The sequence below is a fragment of the Phycisphaeraceae bacterium genome (assembly GCA_019636735.1).
Lineage (GTDB): Bacteria > Planctomycetota > Phycisphaerae > Phycisphaerales > SM1A02 > VGXK01.
This window is the reverse complement of the sequence record JAHBWY010000008.1, coordinates 24,628-39,977: the sequence shown is the minus strand read 5'-3', so window position 1 is coordinate 39,977 and position 15,350 is coordinate 24,628. Positions and strand designations below refer to the sequence as shown.

Annotated in this window: 15 protein-coding genes; 10 read left to right on the top strand and 5 right to left on the bottom strand. The window is 64.2% G+C overall.

The window, feature by feature from the left end; genetic code table 11:
• Window positions 1–44 precede the first annotated feature (44 nt).
• Window positions 45–881 (top strand): hypothetical protein, encoded by an 837-nt coding sequence (locus KF724_11605; GenBank protein MBX3356329.1) that lies wholly within the window; start codon window positions 45–47, stop codon window positions 879–881.
• A 281-nt stretch (window positions 882–1,162) separates the two neighbouring features.
• Here KF724_11605 and KF724_11600 read toward each other — a convergent pair whose 3' ends face one another.
• Entirely contained in the window at window positions 1,163–2,065 is a 903-nt protein-coding gene (locus KF724_11600) for a tyrosine recombinase (GenBank protein MBX3356328.1), read from the bottom strand.
• Window positions 2,066–2,198: 133 nt separating this feature from the next.
• Between KF724_11600 and KF724_11595 the strand changes: the two genes are divergently transcribed.
• The 5 genes from KF724_11595 to KF724_11575 all read left to right on the top strand — a co-directional run bounded on the left by KF724_11595 (window position 2,199) and on the right by KF724_11575 (window position 7,287).
• Window positions 2,199–2,480, top strand: coding sequence for a hypothetical protein (locus KF724_11595; protein MBX3356327.1), 282 nt, complete (start codon window positions 2,199–2,201; stop codon window positions 2,478–2,480).
• Between the two features lie 515 nt (window positions 2,481–2,995).
• Window positions 2,996–3,781: a flagellar hook basal-body protein gene (locus KF724_11590; GenBank protein ID MBX3356326.1), complete on the top strand. Its 786-nt coding sequence runs from the start codon at window positions 2,996–2,998 to the stop codon at window positions 3,779–3,781.
• A 69-nt stretch (window positions 3,782–3,850) separates the two neighbouring features.
• Window positions 3,851–4,657, top strand: a complete 807-nt coding sequence (flgG, locus tag KF724_11585) for a flagellar basal-body rod protein FlgG (GenBank protein ID MBX3356325.1) — start codon at window positions 3,851–3,853, stop codon at window positions 4,655–4,657.
• Window positions 4,658–4,683: 26 nt separating this feature from the next.
• Window positions 4,684–5,958, top strand: a complete 1,275-nt coding sequence (gene flgA / locus KF724_11580; GenBank protein ID MBX3356324.1) for a flagellar basal body P-ring formation protein FlgA — start codon at window positions 4,684–4,686, stop codon at window positions 5,956–5,958.
• Between the two features lie 36 nt (window positions 5,959–5,994).
• Window positions 5,995–7,287, top strand: a complete 1,293-nt coding sequence (locus KF724_11575; GenBank protein MBX3356323.1) for a flagellar basal body L-ring protein FlgH — start codon at window positions 5,995–5,997, stop codon at window positions 7,285–7,287.
• Between the two features lie 90 nt (window positions 7,288–7,377).
• Here KF724_11575 and KF724_11570 read toward each other — a convergent pair whose 3' ends face one another.
• Together KF724_11570 and KF724_11565 are read right to left on the bottom strand one after the other, a co-directional pair.
• A complete protein-coding gene (locus KF724_11570; protein ID MBX3356322.1) occupies window positions 7,378–8,814 on the bottom strand; it encodes a hypothetical protein in 1,437 nt (478 codons plus the stop codon).
• Window positions 8,814–10,082, bottom strand: a complete 1,269-nt coding sequence (locus KF724_11565; GenBank protein MBX3356321.1) for a hypothetical protein — start codon at window positions 10,080–10,082, stop codon at window positions 8,814–8,816. Before KF724_11565 ends, KF724_11570 begins: the two co-directional genes overlap by 1 nt.
• A 500-nt stretch (window positions 10,083–10,582) precedes the next feature.
• Here KF724_11565 and KF724_11560 point away from each other — a divergent pair, with 500 nt between their 5' ends.
• From KF724_11560 to KF724_11545, 4 genes are all read left to right on the top strand, one after another.
• Window positions 10,583–10,816 carry a hypothetical protein gene (locus KF724_11560; protein MBX3356320.1) on the top strand — a complete coding sequence of 78 codons (234 nt, stop codon included), beginning with the start codon at window positions 10,583–10,585 and terminating at the stop codon, window positions 10,814–10,816.
• Window positions 10,817–11,513: 697 nt separating this feature from the next.
• Complete coding sequence (locus KF724_11555; GenBank protein ID MBX3356319.1) at window positions 11,514–11,810, top strand: hypothetical protein; 297 nt, start codon at window positions 11,514–11,516, stop codon at window positions 11,808–11,810.
• Window positions 11,811–11,962: 152 nt separating this feature from the next.
• Window positions 11,963–12,529 carry a rhodanese family protein gene (locus KF724_11550; protein ID MBX3356318.1) on the top strand — a complete coding sequence of 189 codons (567 nt, stop codon included), beginning with the start codon at window positions 11,963–11,965 and terminating at the stop codon, window positions 12,527–12,529.
• A gap of 66 nt (window positions 12,530–12,595) precedes the next feature.
• Window positions 12,596–12,934 carry a carboxymuconolactone decarboxylase family protein gene (locus tag KF724_11545; protein ID MBX3356317.1) on the top strand — a complete coding sequence of 113 codons (339 nt, stop codon included), beginning with the start codon at window positions 12,596–12,598 and terminating at the stop codon, window positions 12,932–12,934.
• Between the two features lie 82 nt (window positions 12,935–13,016).
• On the opposite strand, the gene KF724_11540 is transcribed toward KF724_11545, so the two are convergent.
• Entirely contained in the window at window positions 13,017–13,910 is an 894-nt protein-coding gene (locus KF724_11540; protein ID MBX3356316.1) for an RNA polymerase sigma factor, read from the bottom strand.
• A gap of 135 nt (window positions 13,911–14,045) precedes the next feature.
• Complete coding sequence (locus tag KF724_11535; protein ID MBX3356315.1) at window positions 14,046–15,332, bottom strand: ankyrin repeat domain-containing protein; 1,287 nt, start codon at window positions 15,330–15,332, stop codon at window positions 14,046–14,048.
• Between the last annotated feature and the right edge of the window lie 18 nt (window positions 15,333–15,350).

Genomic DNA, 15,350 nt, shown 5'->3' with positions numbered 1-15,350 from the left:
TGGTCCGGGTCATTCACCACACCGGCAAGAGGAGAAGTTCACTCATGCACGCTCGTTGCACCATCGTCGTTGGTCTTGGCGCCTCGCTCACCCTGTTGGCTCCCGCGTGGAGTTCGACCACCTTCCATAAGGTTGCTTCATCGAGCACCAGCACGGTCCTTCACGGAGGCGACCGTGAACTGACCTCGCTTGGGTTCATCAGCTCGACCGATCTCTGGAACGGCTCGAACTTTCTGAAGTGGGGCGATGGATCGTTCACGAACAATGTCGGCACCTTCGGCTGGCTTGACGCCGTTCCGCGCGACATGAACTCGAGCGGCAACGCATACTCCGGGAACCCGGATCGCGCCGACAACGCCTCGCCGTTCGCCGGCGAGGGTTCGGGGACCGGCACGATCGGCGAAGTCTTCGGCAGCTTCAACGGCTACAAGAACATGTCGTGGATCATCGACGGCGAGGACAACGGCGCATGGACGCTGGACCTCTTCCTTGCGAATGGCCAGATCCTGAACGCCGATGGCGATTCGAACTCCGTTGAGCTCGCCATCCTCGAGCGCGGCGGGAACAGCGATCTGCGCATTCGCGGCATTCGATCCGATGGTTCAGTCACCGATTCGATCATGGCCCTGCGGGGTGACATGGGCGCGGCAGGCTGGACGCTCGACACGGTCGAGATCAGCGGCGCGCAGCAGGTCTTCGGCGTCGGCATCAGCCTCGATGCGTCGTGGCAGAACATCATCGGCTTCCGATTCGAAGCCGCCAACGGCATGAATGGCCCAGACCTGGTGGCCGTGGGCGTCACCGGCAACCTGATCCCCGCGCCCGGCGCATTGGCGCTCCTGGGGCTTGCGGGCGTGGTTGGCATGCGGCGCCGACGCTGATCGGCCAGCTTCCCTGACACGCTTCTGCGGCACGGGATTGGATGGGGCACGGCCCCTCCAAGTCGCATCACTCGGGAGTCGCCATTCCACGCGGAGTGGCGACTCCCAACTTTGTTGGGGCGGCTCGGCTCGCAGTTCAACTCCGTGGGCGTCGCTCCATGCGGCCGAGTGGCGACTCCCGCCTCTTGTGTGGATCGCTTGAAGTGAGTGACTTGCGGCGGCAATGGCGCGGCGACTCTTCACATGACGAGCGTCCGAAGCGGATCTCACCAGCAGCGTGCTCACCCTTCGCGCGGATGGAAGCGCTTCAGCACATCTCGAAGGCGGGTCCGATCGACCTGCGTGTAGATCTGCGTCGTCCCGATGTCGGCGTGACCGAGGAGCTCCTGCACCACTCGGAGGTCTGCGCCTCCACCCACCATGTGGGTCGCGAAACTGTGCCTGAGCGCGTGAGGGTGAACATGGTCGAGTCCTGCACGAGCCGCCGCTCGGCGAACGATCTGCCACACCGCCACCCGTTCGATCGGCCTACCGCTGAAGGAGAGGATCAGGCGGAAGCGATCGCGGCCATCGGGCCATCGGGCCAGGAGTGGACGGAGTTCGCTCAGGTAGCGGCGGGTCCAGTTCAGGGCGGGCGTCCCAATCGGAACAACGCGCTGCTTCTGCCCCTTTCCGGTGATGACCAAGCACGCGAGGGTCTCGTTCAGGTCGTTGAGCTTGAGGGCCCCCACCTCACTCGCCCGAAGGCCAGCGGCGTACATCAGTTCGAGCATCGCCCGGTCCCGTAGCCAAAGTCCGCCCCACTCGGCACTTGGCGCTTCGACCAGCTTCCGCATCTGGCTCGGAATCAGGACATTGGGGATCCGGCGCCACCGGATCGGCCGTTCAACCAGCCTTGCAGGATCTCGCTCGATTCGCCGGTTGGCGTGAAGATATCTGAAGAATACGCGAATTGTCGCCAGATGACGCACGATCGACGCCGGATCAAGATCTCGGTCCTTGGCGAGATGCCTCAGGTGACCGGCGACATCATCGTAAGTAATGGTGCCCGGCTCTTTGTCTGATTTTGGATCGATATCGCGAACGAAGTCCACGAGATCGCGTGAATAGGCTTCGATTGTCGCCTTGGAGAGCCCCGCCTCGACCCTGGCGAACATCATGAAGTCACGAACCGCCAGCCCCATGGGCGAGGCAGATCCCGGCGATTCTGACCTTTGAGATTCAGACCGCTTGCCGGAGGAGCGCTTCGCCACCGACCGAGATGGCAACGGTGCTTCCGCGACCGATGAGCGGGCCGGATTGGGACGAGCACTCCGCATGGGCAAGCTCCATGTTGATCCGGTGGAAGACCGGGCAACCGTGCTGACCGCCGCAGCAGAAGTGGAACATCGAATCGATGGAGCCCAGCGAAAATCGGCTTGCGCACCGATGATCGTTGCGATCGATGTGTGGGCACTCGCTGCGTGCCGAACCGCGTGGGGCTGGAGAGACCATCGTGTCGATCCGCACTGCGGGACCGTGCTGGTGAGCATCGGTCCCCGGGCGCGAAGGGCTGCAAAGATAGCGAGAGTGGTTGTGGATATCCAGTGGACGACTTGAGCCGAAGTCACTGATTTCCATTGACTTGGGCACAAGTTTGCTTATTGACCTCTTGCAGGAGCGGAGGGCCACCTTGGTGCTGACAGTCAAAACCTGAACTGAATCAAACCCCGCTCGAAAGGCACCCCCAAGCGGTTATTGGCCGCGCACGGTCGGCGCACTTCGAGACCATCATTCGCGCGGTTTCTGCGCCACAAGCCCGCTGGCGGCTTCAGAGTCAAGCCATTGAACTCATTCCGAGTCCGGCACGGCGCTTGCCTTAGCCCCTCGGCCATGCCCTCCAACCGGCCCTCTCACCTCTTCGCGCCAGCGCCGCTCTCGATCGCGGGCATCGGCCTCGACCTGCTTGGCTATGCCCGGGTGGCGGCAATGCTCCACCGCGTTCGATCGACCCATGGCGCCGGTGACGGTGACCTTGCTGCGGGCGCCGGCCGCACTTCACCCCGAGCCTCATCAGTTCCACCGTCGGGAGTGATCACGCCCAAGGGGGCCGCGCGAGACCGAAGGAGCGCGCCATGAACTACGGCACAACGCTCTCCGCCGCGGGCGTCCTCACCAGCATGCACCGCCTTGATGTGGCGGCGAACAACCTCGCGAACGCGACGACCACGGCCTTCAAGCCTGACTGGGTCATCGCTCGCGAGCGCTCCCCGGAGCGACTGACCGGCAGCGTGCCCGGGGCGCCACCTCAGCCAATTCTCGAGCGCCTCGGGGGAGGCATTCAGATCAATCCGACGCGCACCGACTTCCGCCAGGGCGGCTTTCGGACGACTTCAAAACCTCTTGACCTCGCCCTCAACGGTGCCGGGTTCATGGTCGTGCGCGATCGCCAGGGCGCGCTCGCGTTGACGCGCGATGGTCGCCTCGAACTCGACGCCACGGGGCGATTGGTCATGGCCAACTCCGGCGCCACGGTGCTCAACCGCGACGGCGATCCGATCGTGATCGATCGATCGCGCCCCATCACGGTGTTTGAAGATGGGACCATCTCGCAGGGCGAGGGAACACTCTCACAGCTTGCGCTGGTCGATGTGGCGTCGCAGGCGCTGCGCAAGCGCGGTGATGGTCTCTACACGGCCGACGCCCTGAACTCCGTCATCCGTCGCAACGGTCTGCCGCCGCTTCCCGAGGCCTCGGCCACGATCGTGCAGTCCGCCGTCGAGGAGAGCGCGGTCGATCCCATCTCCGAACTCGTTTCGGTCATGAAGTCCACCCGCGCCTTCGAGGCCGGCACCAATCTCATCCGCCAGCAGGACCAGATCACGCGTCGATCGATGGAGGCATTCGGTCGCTTCGCCTGAACCCGCGAGCGCTCGAACGCGACATGAGTTTGAGCCCTCTCTCGCACCCCACGCCCACAGACCTCACCCATGAGCTCCACCGCACTCAACACCTCGGCGACCGGACTGAGCGCGCTGACCACGCAGCTTGAAGTCATCGCGAACAACCTCGCCAATGTCGACACCGACGCCTTCAAGGCGAGCCGCGCGAACTTCGCCGACCTGCTCTACATGCAGAAGCAGCAGCCGGGTGTCGAGAATGTCTCCGGGCAGTACAGCCCGATCGGCATTTCGGTGGGCCTGGGCACGCGCGTCTCGGGCATTCAGCAGAACTTCCAGCAGGGGTCGCCGCGCACCACAGGGCAGCCCTTCGACTTCTGCGTTCAGGGCGAAGGGTTCTTCCAGATCGAGACGAACGACGATCTCGGCGGCGGCATCGCCTACACGCGGCTGGGCACCTTCATTCCGAACAACGAGGGACAACTCGTCCTCGCGAATGGCCAGGGCCTGCCGCTGATTCCTGACATCGTGATTCCACAGGAGGCGATCGGTGTCACGGTGACGCTTGACGGTGTCGTCACGGCCACCTTCCAGACCGGGCAGCAGACGCAGCTCGGCGTCATTCAGTTGGCTCGATTCATCAATCCGGCCGGTCTTCTGCCCGTCGGCAACAACCTCTACATCGAGACGCAGGCCAGCGGCGAGCCGATCCTGAACGACCCTCTTGAAGATGGCAATGGCAGCATCCTTCAGGGTGCACTCGAAAGCTCGAATGTCGATCCCGTGACTCAGCTTGTGCAACTCATCCAGACGCAGCGCGCGTTCGAGATGAACAGTCAGGTCATCCAGGCCGCCAACTCGAACTGGCAGACCATCAACAGCCTCTGGCGCTACTGAGTCGCTGACCCCTCGGTGAGACCATGATGCCCACGCACGCTCCGTCGCATTTGCCGAGCCGATCACCCCACCGCCGGTGGTGGCCTGCGCGCCACGCGGCGCTCGCGCTGCCGTGGCTCCTTGCGGTTGCGGCGGGCGCCGATTCGATCATCCTGCGCAGCGCGGTGCGTGCGCGAAGTGATGATGGAGCGGTGCTCCTGCGCGATGTCGCGGAGTTGCAGGGGAGCGAGGTGTCGCGCTTCGGCGATCTGGTCATCGCGACCGTTCCATCGGGCGCTCCGGCCCGAGAGGTCACCGTCGAAGAGATTCGCCGCCGTCTCGAACAGGCTGGCGCGAACTGGGCGCGCATCGATCTTGAAGGCCGTCGTGTCGTCATCCGCCCGCGCCTGAGCGAAGCCGCGGGCGCGCTTGGCGCAAATGCGCCAATCTCGATCGCTCCCAAGGGGACCGGGCGAAGCGACGGTGCAGGTGATTCCGGCGCGGCGAGCGGCCGTTCGGGCGCCGCCGACGGCCCGACCGGCACTGCCGGCGATGGCCGGGGGATTGCTGCCGACGGGACCCAACGCATGGAGCCTCGGCGAATCGATCCCCGTCGCGCAGGCCGACGCGGAAGCAGTGATCCGGTGCTGGCTTCTGCCGTGAGCGATGAACGATCGGTGCGAGCGCTGGTCGCCGACGCCATCGGTCGCGCTCTGAATGAACCATCGGACTCCGTTCGCATTTCGTTCGAGGGACTCGATGCGGCGACGCTCGCGGAAGTTCCGAACCACCTTCGAATCGAGATTGAACCGATCGGGCTGCTCGACGGCGATCGCGCCGAGTTCGCGGTGCGCTGGTGGCGCGAGGGACGCGTCGAGCGACGAACGAATCTCTCTGCGTTTGCTGAAGTCGCGCGGCTTGCGACCGTCGCGTCGCGCGACCTGCGCAAGGGCGATCAGCCGGGCGATGGCGATGTTGACGGAGCCCTCGTGTGGGTCAGGCCCAGCGAGCGACTCCGAATCGTGCGCCCGGGTGCGGTGGGTGGCCGCGTGCTCGCATCGAGCGTCCGCGCAGGCGAACCGATCTTCGACTCGCAGTTTGAGCGTCAGCTCCTCGTGCGTCGAGGCGATCGCGTCGTGGTGCGCTCGGTCGTCGGCTCGCTCGCACTCAGCGTCGATGCGATCGCCCAGAGCGACGGCCGCGAGGGCGAAGTGATCGAACTTGTTCGCGTGGTCTCGGGTCAGCGCCAGCGCTCGACCATCTCGGCCACCGTGACCGGGCGAGGCGAAGCCGTCCTTGCCCAGCGCCAGCGCGCCAGTTGACGCGGGGCCCGACTTCTCGACCAAGGTGCACACATCATGACCCGACGCAACGCTCGCTCCACAATGTTCGGCCCGGCAGAGACTGGTGCCCCGGAGTTCACCGCCCATCAACTTGGCGCTGCTGGCTCCGAGGGAATGGAGCCAACGACCACTCGCGCAGACTGGGAGAGTTCGGCTGCCCTTCGCGCTGATGCCGCGCAGGCGATGGCCGCGGGCTTGGCCGTTGGGTCCTCGGAAGTTCAACGCCCCAGCGCCGTGCAGGTGTCCTCCACTCGGTCGTACATCGGCGGCGCTCGCGACCGCGTCGTGCATGCGCCTCGCGCCAACTCAGTCACGGGTGTGACTGCGCTGTCGCTTCTCGCCCTGGGCGGCGCCTTGATGATGACTCCGGCGGTCGCAGCGCAGGCGCCAGCTCCCGGCGCCACGAGCCCCTCGGGTGCCGCTGTCGCGCCAAGCGCCGCAAGCGCGGCTGGCACCGGCACCGCATCGACGGGCGCGGCCACGGGTGCGAATTCGGCGGCTGGTACGGCTGGCCGAGCGGCGTTGAGTGCCGCTTCCGGCGCTGCACAGCCGGGTGCGATCGCCAGCGGCGCAGCATCCCCAAGCGGCGCCGCGCTTCCACCTGCGGCGGTCTCGGTTGCCCTTGCCGCCACCTTCGAGGAGCCGCCCGGACCACCCGAACCGGTTGTGCGAAGCAACGCCTCGCTCCTGGCGGTGGCGCTGTCGCGGCCGGCACGCTTCGACAAGCAGCCCGTGGCGCCCGGCTCGATCGAGGCCATGAGCATGTTCGCCGTGCGAAGCCCGGAACAGCGGAAGTTCGCACGACACGATCTTGTCCAAATCGTCGTTCGCGAGGCAAGCCGAGCGAAGAGCGGGCAGACGCTTGACACGAAGAAGAACTACAGCGTTGCCGCCGAGGTCGCCTGGGGCAACTTCTCCTTCGACGCCTTCGGCCAGCCCGGAGTGGCCACGCAGTCGGGGCAACACAACGCACCTGTCTTTGAGGCGATCGGCCGCAAGCGACTCAAGGGCGAGGGTGACTACGACCGGAGCGATGAGTTCGTCACACGCATGACTGCGGAAGTCATCGAGGTGCTCCCGAATGGGAACCTCATTCTCGAAGCACGCACGACGATCCAGAACGACAAGGAGGTGAGCTCGATCAAGCTCACCGGCCGCTGCCGACCCGAAGACATCACCTCGGGCAACACCGTGCTCTCGAACCAGATTCACGATCTGAAGATCGAAAAAATGAACACCGGCTTCGTGAAGGATGCCGCCGACAAGGGCATCATCGCGCAGATCCTCGACGCGGTCCTGGCGTTCTGAACTCCACCGTCGCGTCGTCCGAGTTCGCTCCGACTGGACCTGTTTCCGGGGGGGAAGGTCAGGGACGGGGTGGACGTTCCCGGCGGCTCATCAAGAAGTCGCAGCGATGCCCCAGTTTCTGAGGAGCAACTCGAGGTCGGCAGCATCCACAATGCCGTTGCAGTCGAGATCAGCAACACAATTGTCGCAGGGGCCCCATAGACCAAGAAGGGTCCCCAATTCAAAGCCGTTTACAAGTCCATCGCAGTTAAAGTCTTCCGGTAGGCACTCAAGCGACGGACAGCCCCCGAATCGCGCTAGGTAACTGTCGGCAGCGGGACTAGCCCTGAAAGAGCCTCCGGCAATCAGTCCACGGGCTCCGCCCGTTTCGTAGGCCGCAAGTGTCAGAACTCGGTCATTGAGTATGCCCGGCAGCGCAGACCAAGTGTTGCATGAGCGACCGCCCCATCGTGCGATGAAAGCGGCAGGCTTTCCGCCGGCCACTGTGAAATCGCCTCCAGCGAAGAGCGCCGGGCCATCTCCTTGACCGTCGTCGAATGACGCCAGTGTCTCAACCGATGTCTGAAAGCTGCCCGCCGTCAGTCCTTCGCCGAGCGCAGACCACTGCGCTCCATTCCACTTCGCGATCCCATTCGCCGGCACAGCACCTGCAAGGGTGAAGCTACCGGCGGCGTAGAGCGCCGATCCCAGTCCAAAGCCATCATCATGCACAAGGAGCGCAGAGATAACTCCGTTGGTACCGCCGCCAACGGGCACCCAGCCGGTGGGCGTTCTCTTGGCGATGAAGTTCGCTGGAGCACCGCCCGCGATCTGAAAGGACCCCGCAGCGTAGAGCTGAGGTCCAACACCACTCCCGTCGTCGAAATGTGCAAAGTCATGGATGTTCGCGGTGGGGCCGCCAAGACCTCCGACCGCAACCCATTGGGAACCTGTCCAGCTTGCAATCACCTGCGAGAACAGTCCGCCAGCGAATGCAAACTGCCCGCCCACATAGAGTTGCTTCGGAGCGCCTGGAGATGGCGCGTGAGCAGCCATCGCGGTCACGATTCCGCTGGTACCGGCGCCGAGCGGCAGCCACTGCGAGCCTGTCCAACGGGCAATATGATTGGCGCTTACACCGCCCGCAGTGGTGAATTCACCACCAGCATAGAGTTCAAGTGCGCCCCCCGGTCCGCTTCCCAGTGTGGCGAGCGCATAGACGAGTCCATTGAGGCCGCTCCCAAGGGGGAGCCACTGCGTTCCGTCCCACTTGGCAATTCTGTTGAGGGACTGATCTCCGATCGCCACGAATCCACCGGCGACGAAGAGCGCCGGTCCTCCACCAGTACCGTCATCAAAGACGAGAGTGGTCCATACAGAGTTGTTAAACCCGTGGTCCAGCAGAGACCATTCGGAGCCGCTCCAGAGCGCCAGCCGCAGAGCGGGAAGTCCTCCTGCAATCGAAAAATCACCTCCGACTGCCAGCCTCGGAGATGACTCGCCCTCGAGTTTGATGGAGGCCAGCACTTTGATAACCGGGAAGCTCACTATACAGAAGTACGAGAACCGTTCCAACGCGCGATGCGACTCGTAGCCGTTCCGCCAGCACTCGAAAATGCTCCCGTCGCATAGAGAAGGGGGCCCGAGTCATCATCCAGGCTCTTTAGCGCATTGACCGTGTCGTTGAGACCCGGTCCGAGGGCTGACCAAGAGGTGCCATCCCATCGAGCAACGCGAGATGCGGGAGCCCCTCCCGCCATTGTGAAGCTCCCCGCCGCGTACAGCATCGGCTTGCCGCCGAGACCATCGTCGAACACCTCGAGCGCCCTCACAGCATTGTTGACTCCGGTGCCGAGCGCCGACCACGCGATCCCGTTCCACCTTGCAATGCGGTTGGCCGGCACACCTCCGGCGGAGACAAAGCCACCGCCAACGAAGAGCGAGGAACCGTTGCCTGGTCCTTCGTCGTGAATCACGAATGCAAACACGACATCACTGACGCCACTGCCGAGCGGTGTCCAATTGGCTCCGTCCCATCTGGCAACCCTGTTCGCTGGTGAGCCGCCGGCGATCGTGAAGCCCCCCCCGGCGTAGAGCGCCGGCCCGGTACCACTGTCGTATACGGCGAGCGCCTCGATCTGACCGTCAGAGCCGCCGACCCCCAGCCCCAGTGCCGACCAGCTTGATCCGTTCCACTTTGCGATGCGATTGGCCGCGACGCCGCCGATCGTCGTGAAACTGCCGGCCGCATAGAGCGCAGGACCACCACCCAAGCCATCGTCATACACGGCTAGTGCGCGAACCGCCAGGTTCGCGCCACTCCCGAGCGATGACCAGCCCGATCCATCCCATCGAACAACTCGGTTGGCGAGGACCCCCCCCGCGATCGTAAAGTCCCCACCAATGTACAGTGCCGGTCCTCTGCCGGATCCATCATCAAACACGGCGAGGGCACGAACCGTGCCAGTGACGCCTGCAATGCCTCCGAATGAGGGAAGCCACGAAGGATCACAGAGCTGCGATGCACTTAAAGTGATGACGCCAGCTTCAATGTCTCCAGTTTGACCCTCGATCGCCAGTTCTCGGCTCCCCGAGAGGGAGCCTTCATCAGTGGATGTGACGCCGGTGATCCGTACACGGCGAACGCCCGTCGGCACATCAACGCGAAGCTCAAAAGTGCCGTTCGTACGGCACTCCGAGTGGCCACCGAACTCCGTGAAGACGACTGCATTGGAAATGGGACGGCCATCCGTGCGTTGCACACGCCCCGACACGCGGATCAAGTCGCCATGGGCGGCCAGGCCGGGCAGTGACACGGTTCCAACCAAAATCACGAGGCGAGCCAATCCTCCCCAACGCCGCGCCAGTTGGCGGAATTGGACGATGCCGTTCGTGCTGCGAGCATCACATGCAGTGACCGTGTCAAAACTGGATCGCGATGCGCCCATATCTTCCTGTCCCTTCATGTACTGATACTCCGCCATTTCGCGAACCCGAGTCTATCCAGGTGCCAGCGCAGAGATCGGTAGTGGGTCACTCTGAAATCTGACGGCGGGAAGCGTACTTGCCGCGCTTCATTGACTTTCCCCCCTGAGACAGGTCCAGTCGGGCCGATAGTCTTCGGCCTGGATCTGGGAGTTTACGGTCATGGCCAGGAAGCGTCACTCGGCGGATGGGTAGGTGCTCGATCTCCTTGGACACACGATTGGGGCTTCGAAGGAGAATGCCCCGATGCCACGACACCACCGCAGATCCTCACCGGACGCGAAGCAGGGCGCAGCCGACCGCAGCGTGGCGAGCAGCGCCAGCAGGGCCGATGGAGTTCGCGTCCAAAGAAAGCCAGCTCGTCCTGCGCCTGCTGAAGGGCGAAGCAGCAAACACGCTCTCCCACACCGAAGTCGGCGTCTCGACCGCACGCCTCTCCCAATGGCGCGATGACTTCCTCGCCGCCGGACAGTCCGGTCTCCAGAGCCGAAGTCCGGACGAGCGCGACACGCTCATCCACGATCTCAAGGCCGCAGCTTGGCGACCAGATATGACGATCAATTAACGCCGAGCACTAAGATCGAGCACCTGGAGGACGGTCTCCGCCCTCCGCCGCGGAAGCTCGTCATGAGCAGCGAGGCCAGCTCTCCCTCCGCGAATCGTCCCTACGGCCTCGCTCGCGTCTGCCGAGTCTGGAAGCTCCCGCAGCCGACCGCGCGCTCCTCCGCCGACGGCAAGTCCAGCAGACGCCACCCGTCGCGGCTCGCCGCGGCCCACGCCGCTTGCGCTCACCGACGAACGAATCTCGCCGCCATCCGCGGCGCGCTCCAGGAATCGCCATGGGTCGGAGGGGCCACCACAAGGTCTGGGCCCTATCTCCGCCACGCAGGCATCCGCACTCGACGCGGCGCGTGCTCCGGATCATGCGCGGCGTCTGCTCGCAGCGTCGCGCCGAGCGCCCGGCTTCCGCACACTCACGACGGCTCGATCATCACCGATCGTCCCGATTCGATGTGGGGCATCGACGCCACCGGCACGCTCACGCTCGAGGGACAGGCCACCATCTTCATCCTCGTTGAATGGGGGTGGGCGTTCCCCACCGCGCGATGCGCCGCAGCCCTCGCCCCGACCCTGAGTGCATGGCCCGACCAGCGCCGCCGAAGCGGCCGCATGCGTGATTGGCGGTGGTTCTCGACCACCGTGGCACTTCAGCACGGCGACCAACGAGATCGAGCACCTACCAACAGTTCACCACCACGACGGTGGGCGCCGAGGCCATCGAGTTCGGCTTGAGCCAGCCCCGCAGCGGCACCGGCCCGGCTGACTTCGCCAGCTTCTGGAGCACTGACGGCGTCAACTTCGCCAGCGTCTTCCAGTACTCGCTCGAAGCGATCATCTGGTCGAGCGTGATTCTGAATCCCGCGTCCGTCGACGCGCCGACCGCCCTGGCTTCCACCGGGGTGTACTGTTGCGTTCTGGTGTCCGGGTCCTCGATCCGCAATCTCCAGGCGCGTCTGCCGCAATGCGCCAGCCAGGCCCCATCAGGCGAAATCGTCTGAAGCCATTTGGAACCTGACTTGGACCAGCAGCCTCCAAGAGGTCGCGGATCCTGCGTCGATCCACCACTCGGGACTCTCAGGAGCAACCACCCATGCCCCCCTCCACTCCAGAAACTCCGACTCCCCAGGCTTCATCCTGCGCCCGATCACCCTTGGAAGCGACCCCTCGGCAGGTTCGGGAGTGGCTTCAGTCCGGCGAGGCGATTCTCGTTGATGTGCGCGAACCCGATGAGCACGCGCGGGAGCGGATTGCCGGTGCACGATTGACTCCGCTTTCTCGGTTCGATCCAGGCCAACTCGCCGCACTTGCCGCCGGGGGCCAGAGGATCGTCATCCACTGCCGAAGCGGCCGACGATCGCAGGATGCCTGTCGTCTCGCGACACCTCTCATCGAGCGCGGCGCCGCGATCGTGAACATGACCGGCGGGATCGAGGCGTGGAAGAAGGAGTCGCTCCCCGTCGAGGGCGGCTCCGGATCATCGATGATCAGCGTGATGCGACAGGTGCAACTGGTGATCGGCGTGTGCGTGCTGAGCGGTTCGGCGCTCGCGTGGTTGATTGATCCTCGGTTCATGGTCATCCCGGCGTTCTTCGGCGCCGGCCTCATCTTCGCCGGTGCCTCGGGCACATGTGCGCTTGCAACGGTGGTCGGCTGGATGCCGTGGAACCGCATCACGCCCCGGCCCGCCTCCTGCACCTCCGATCGCTGCGGACCGTGACCTCACCGGAGCCAAACCACCATGAATCACAACGCTTCAGAGTTCTATCGACGATGGCCCACGGCCATGAGTGCCATGAAAGCACTCCCGGGCGGGGCCGAGATCGGCAAGGCGTTTGCTCCCTTCTTCCAGACCATCATGAAGGACACCTCTGGCGAAGGAGGCCTCGACGCAAAGCACAAGGAACTGATCGCCCTCGCCGTGGGCATCGCCGCCCGATGCGATGCCTGCATCTACACGCATGTCGAGAAGTGCTTGAAGAACGGCGCGACCGCACGCGAGATCATGGACAGCGCCGGAGTCGCTGCCATGATGGGTGGTGGTCCTGTCTACACCTATGCGACGGTGGTCGCTGCGGCGCTCGAACACTGCCAGGGGCGATCGGGTTCACCGGCAACGGAATGAACTCGGCCAGACATTTGCATTGACTTGCTCGCCCAGAGCACCGTGACTGCGCGGCAGCCCCCGCGCTCGGCTCGGCCCGCGATCACCCCTTTGCCTTCACCTTTGACGCGCCAGCGGCCGTCAAGGGTCGACGACCGCGACGCGGTTCAGATGAGATCGCTCGGCGTGTTCGCTCCTGATGTTCGATCAGTCCCCGGATGCGCGCCCTGAGAGCTGGCGGCATCCTGCCCTCTGACAGTTCGGCGCATGCCTCCTGCACAAGGTCGAGCTCGCGGAAGACAGCTCCGCACCGTGCACAGAGCTCGGCCTTTGGAACAGGGACCCGCAGCGGATCATCTCCTCGATCCATTGCGTCGAGCTTGGCTCTGAGCAGGTCGAGACAGACCTGCTTCCCGTAGATCGGCACCGGCGCTGGAATCTGGGAGGACCGCGCTCGCATCGCCTTTCGTAGCGCGAGCCGCGCTCGGTGCAGTCGTGTCTTGACAGTTCCGGCATGGAGATTGAGGGCTTGGGCAGTCTCGTTCAAGCCAAGTTCAAGCACATCCTTGAAGATCACCGGCAGGCGCAGGTGCTCCGGAAGCTGGACAATCGCTGCCTGCACCCGTTCGACCGCTTCCTTTCGCTCGGCACCACTCTCGATTCCAGTGGGCTCGGCGGCGATCTCCATGACGCACCTCTCATGCCAGGGCAGAAGCTGCGAGAACGCCGGGACCCGGCGATCGACTCCACCCTTGCGTCGTGTCCTTGCCTTGCACGAGCGCGCCGCAATCGCAAAGAGCCAGGTCCCCGGAGAGGCAGTGCCTTTGAAAGTGTGCCACTTCCGAAGCGCCTTCATGAAGACCTCCTGAACCATGTCCTCGGCATCAGCGCGATGACCACAGAGGCGCCGAGCGAGCGCATGAAGGCGATCGCCATGAGTTTCGAAGAGCTTGGCGACAACACGAGCCCCGTCATTGCCGGCACTTTGCTGGTTCAAAGAGGACCTCCGGTTCAATGCAGCCTCCAATCAAGGATGACCGGGTCGCTGGACTTCGACATCACTGGAAATCCAGACACCCATCGAGAGCCGAGCCGGGCGGTGATGTTGGACCGGATCATCGTCATGCTTGGCTCATCGCTCACGCTTCATCGCGGCCTTGAGCATGTCCCTGATCTCCGGATCGCCTGCGAAGTTGATCGCCTGCGCTTGAACATGGTCGGTGGCATCTGGATCCGCGCCGCGATCAAGCAGTGTCCGAACCCAATGCACACTTCCCGCTCGGGCAGCTCGCATCAGGATGGTCCGGCCGTCGGTGTCACGACGATTCAAGTCTCCGCCGAGCTCGATCACCATGTCGACGAGCGCCGAATCGATGTCGGCCCAGTTGATCTCATTCATGGTGCCGTGCCACTCGAGCTCACTCGGCCCGATCGCGGCGCCTGCATCGACAAGCATGACCGCCGCCGCGAGATTGTTCCTGCGAATCGCCATCATGAGCGGTGAATTGCCCCTGCATCTCGGCTCATTTGGATCGGCGCCCGCCGCCAGCAGGCTGGGGATGAGATGGCTCGCCCCGTCTCCGATTGCGATGCGCAGCTCGGTGCATCGAGGTTGGATCCCGAACTCGATCAGATGGGGAACCAAATCATCACGCGACGCCTCGATGGCCACGCGAACGAGGAAGTTCCACTCATCGCCCGAGGCATACCGTTCGGTGATCTCCTGCAGCACTTCACCTCGACCTCGCGCCACCGCCGCAATGAGAAGATAGTCCCAGTCGTTCGCAAACCACTTCAGGATGAGCTCCGCGAGCGCGTCCCGCGATCCGAGATGCGACTCGGATGCGTCGAGGACGGCGCGGAGATGGTCGAGTTCACCTGCCTGAACAGCCAATGCGATCGAGATGGGTTGACCATTCGCCGAGAAGAGCGCTTCAGTCCCGAATCGATCAACAAGCCACTTGAAGGCTTCCGTGTGCCCCCGCTGCGCGGCAGTCGAAACGAGGTGGATCGGTGTCACTATCGCCTGAGGGCTCTTTGGCTGACCCGACATCGCGCCCGCATCGATCAGGATCCGGAGGACTTCAACCGAACCGCCGATCGCCGCCCACGAAACAGCGGGCAGCCGACTCCGACCTCCATCAGCGGTCGCTCCTGAGTGACCAGCGTTGGCACCATGCTGAAGCAGGCGCTCCACGGCGGCTGCCTGCCCCGCGCGGGCGGCAAACATGAGCGCGGTTGTATCCGACCAGTAGCCTGAACTGTCCTCGAGGTCGGGAGAGACGCCACGCGCAATCTCGCGATCGATCGTCGTCAGGTCTCCCCGCCACGCCGCCCGGTGCAAGGCCGGGGGCGCGGTGCGACGCCCGACAAGATAGGCGGCGAACGCTCCATCGAAGATCACCACGAGCAGCGCCATCCACACGGCGGTGGATGT

Bases quoted from the DNA above. Each gene is read 5' to 3' on its own strand.
- KF724_11535 (MBX3356315.1), bottom strand. From the start codon at position 15,332: ATGGCGCTGCTCGTGGTGATCTTCGATGGAGCGTTCGCCGCCTATCTT.
- KF724_11575 (MBX3356323.1), top strand. From the start codon at position 5,995: ATGACCCGACGCAACGCTCGCTCCACAATGTTCGGCCCGGCAGAGACT.
- flgA (MBX3356324.1), top strand. From the start codon at position 4,684: ATGCCCACGCACGCTCCGTCGCATTTGCCGAGCCGATCACCCCACCGC.
- KF724_11590 (MBX3356326.1), top strand. From the start codon at position 2,996: ATGAACTACGGCACAACGCTCTCCGCCGCGGGCGTCCTCACCAGCATG.
- KF724_11600 (MBX3356328.1), bottom strand. From the start codon at position 2,065: ATGGGGCTGGCGGTTCGTGACTTCATGATGTTCGCCAGGGTCGAGGCG.
- KF724_11605 (MBX3356329.1), top strand. From the start codon at position 45: ATGCACGCTCGTTGCACCATCGTCGTTGGTCTTGGCGCCTCGCTCACC.
- KF724_11545 (MBX3356317.1), top strand. From the start codon at position 12,596: ATGAGTGCCATGAAAGCACTCCCGGGCGGGGCCGAGATCGGCAAGGCG.
- KF724_11595 (MBX3356327.1), top strand. From the start codon at position 2,199: ATGGGCAAGCTCCATGTTGATCCGGTGGAAGACCGGGCAACCGTGCTG.
- KF724_11560 (MBX3356320.1), top strand. From the start codon at position 10,583: ATGGAGTTCGCGTCCAAAGAAAGCCAGCTCGTCCTGCGCCTGCTGAAG.
- flgG (MBX3356325.1), top strand. From the start codon at position 3,851: ATGAGCTCCACCGCACTCAACACCTCGGCGACCGGACTGAGCGCGCTG.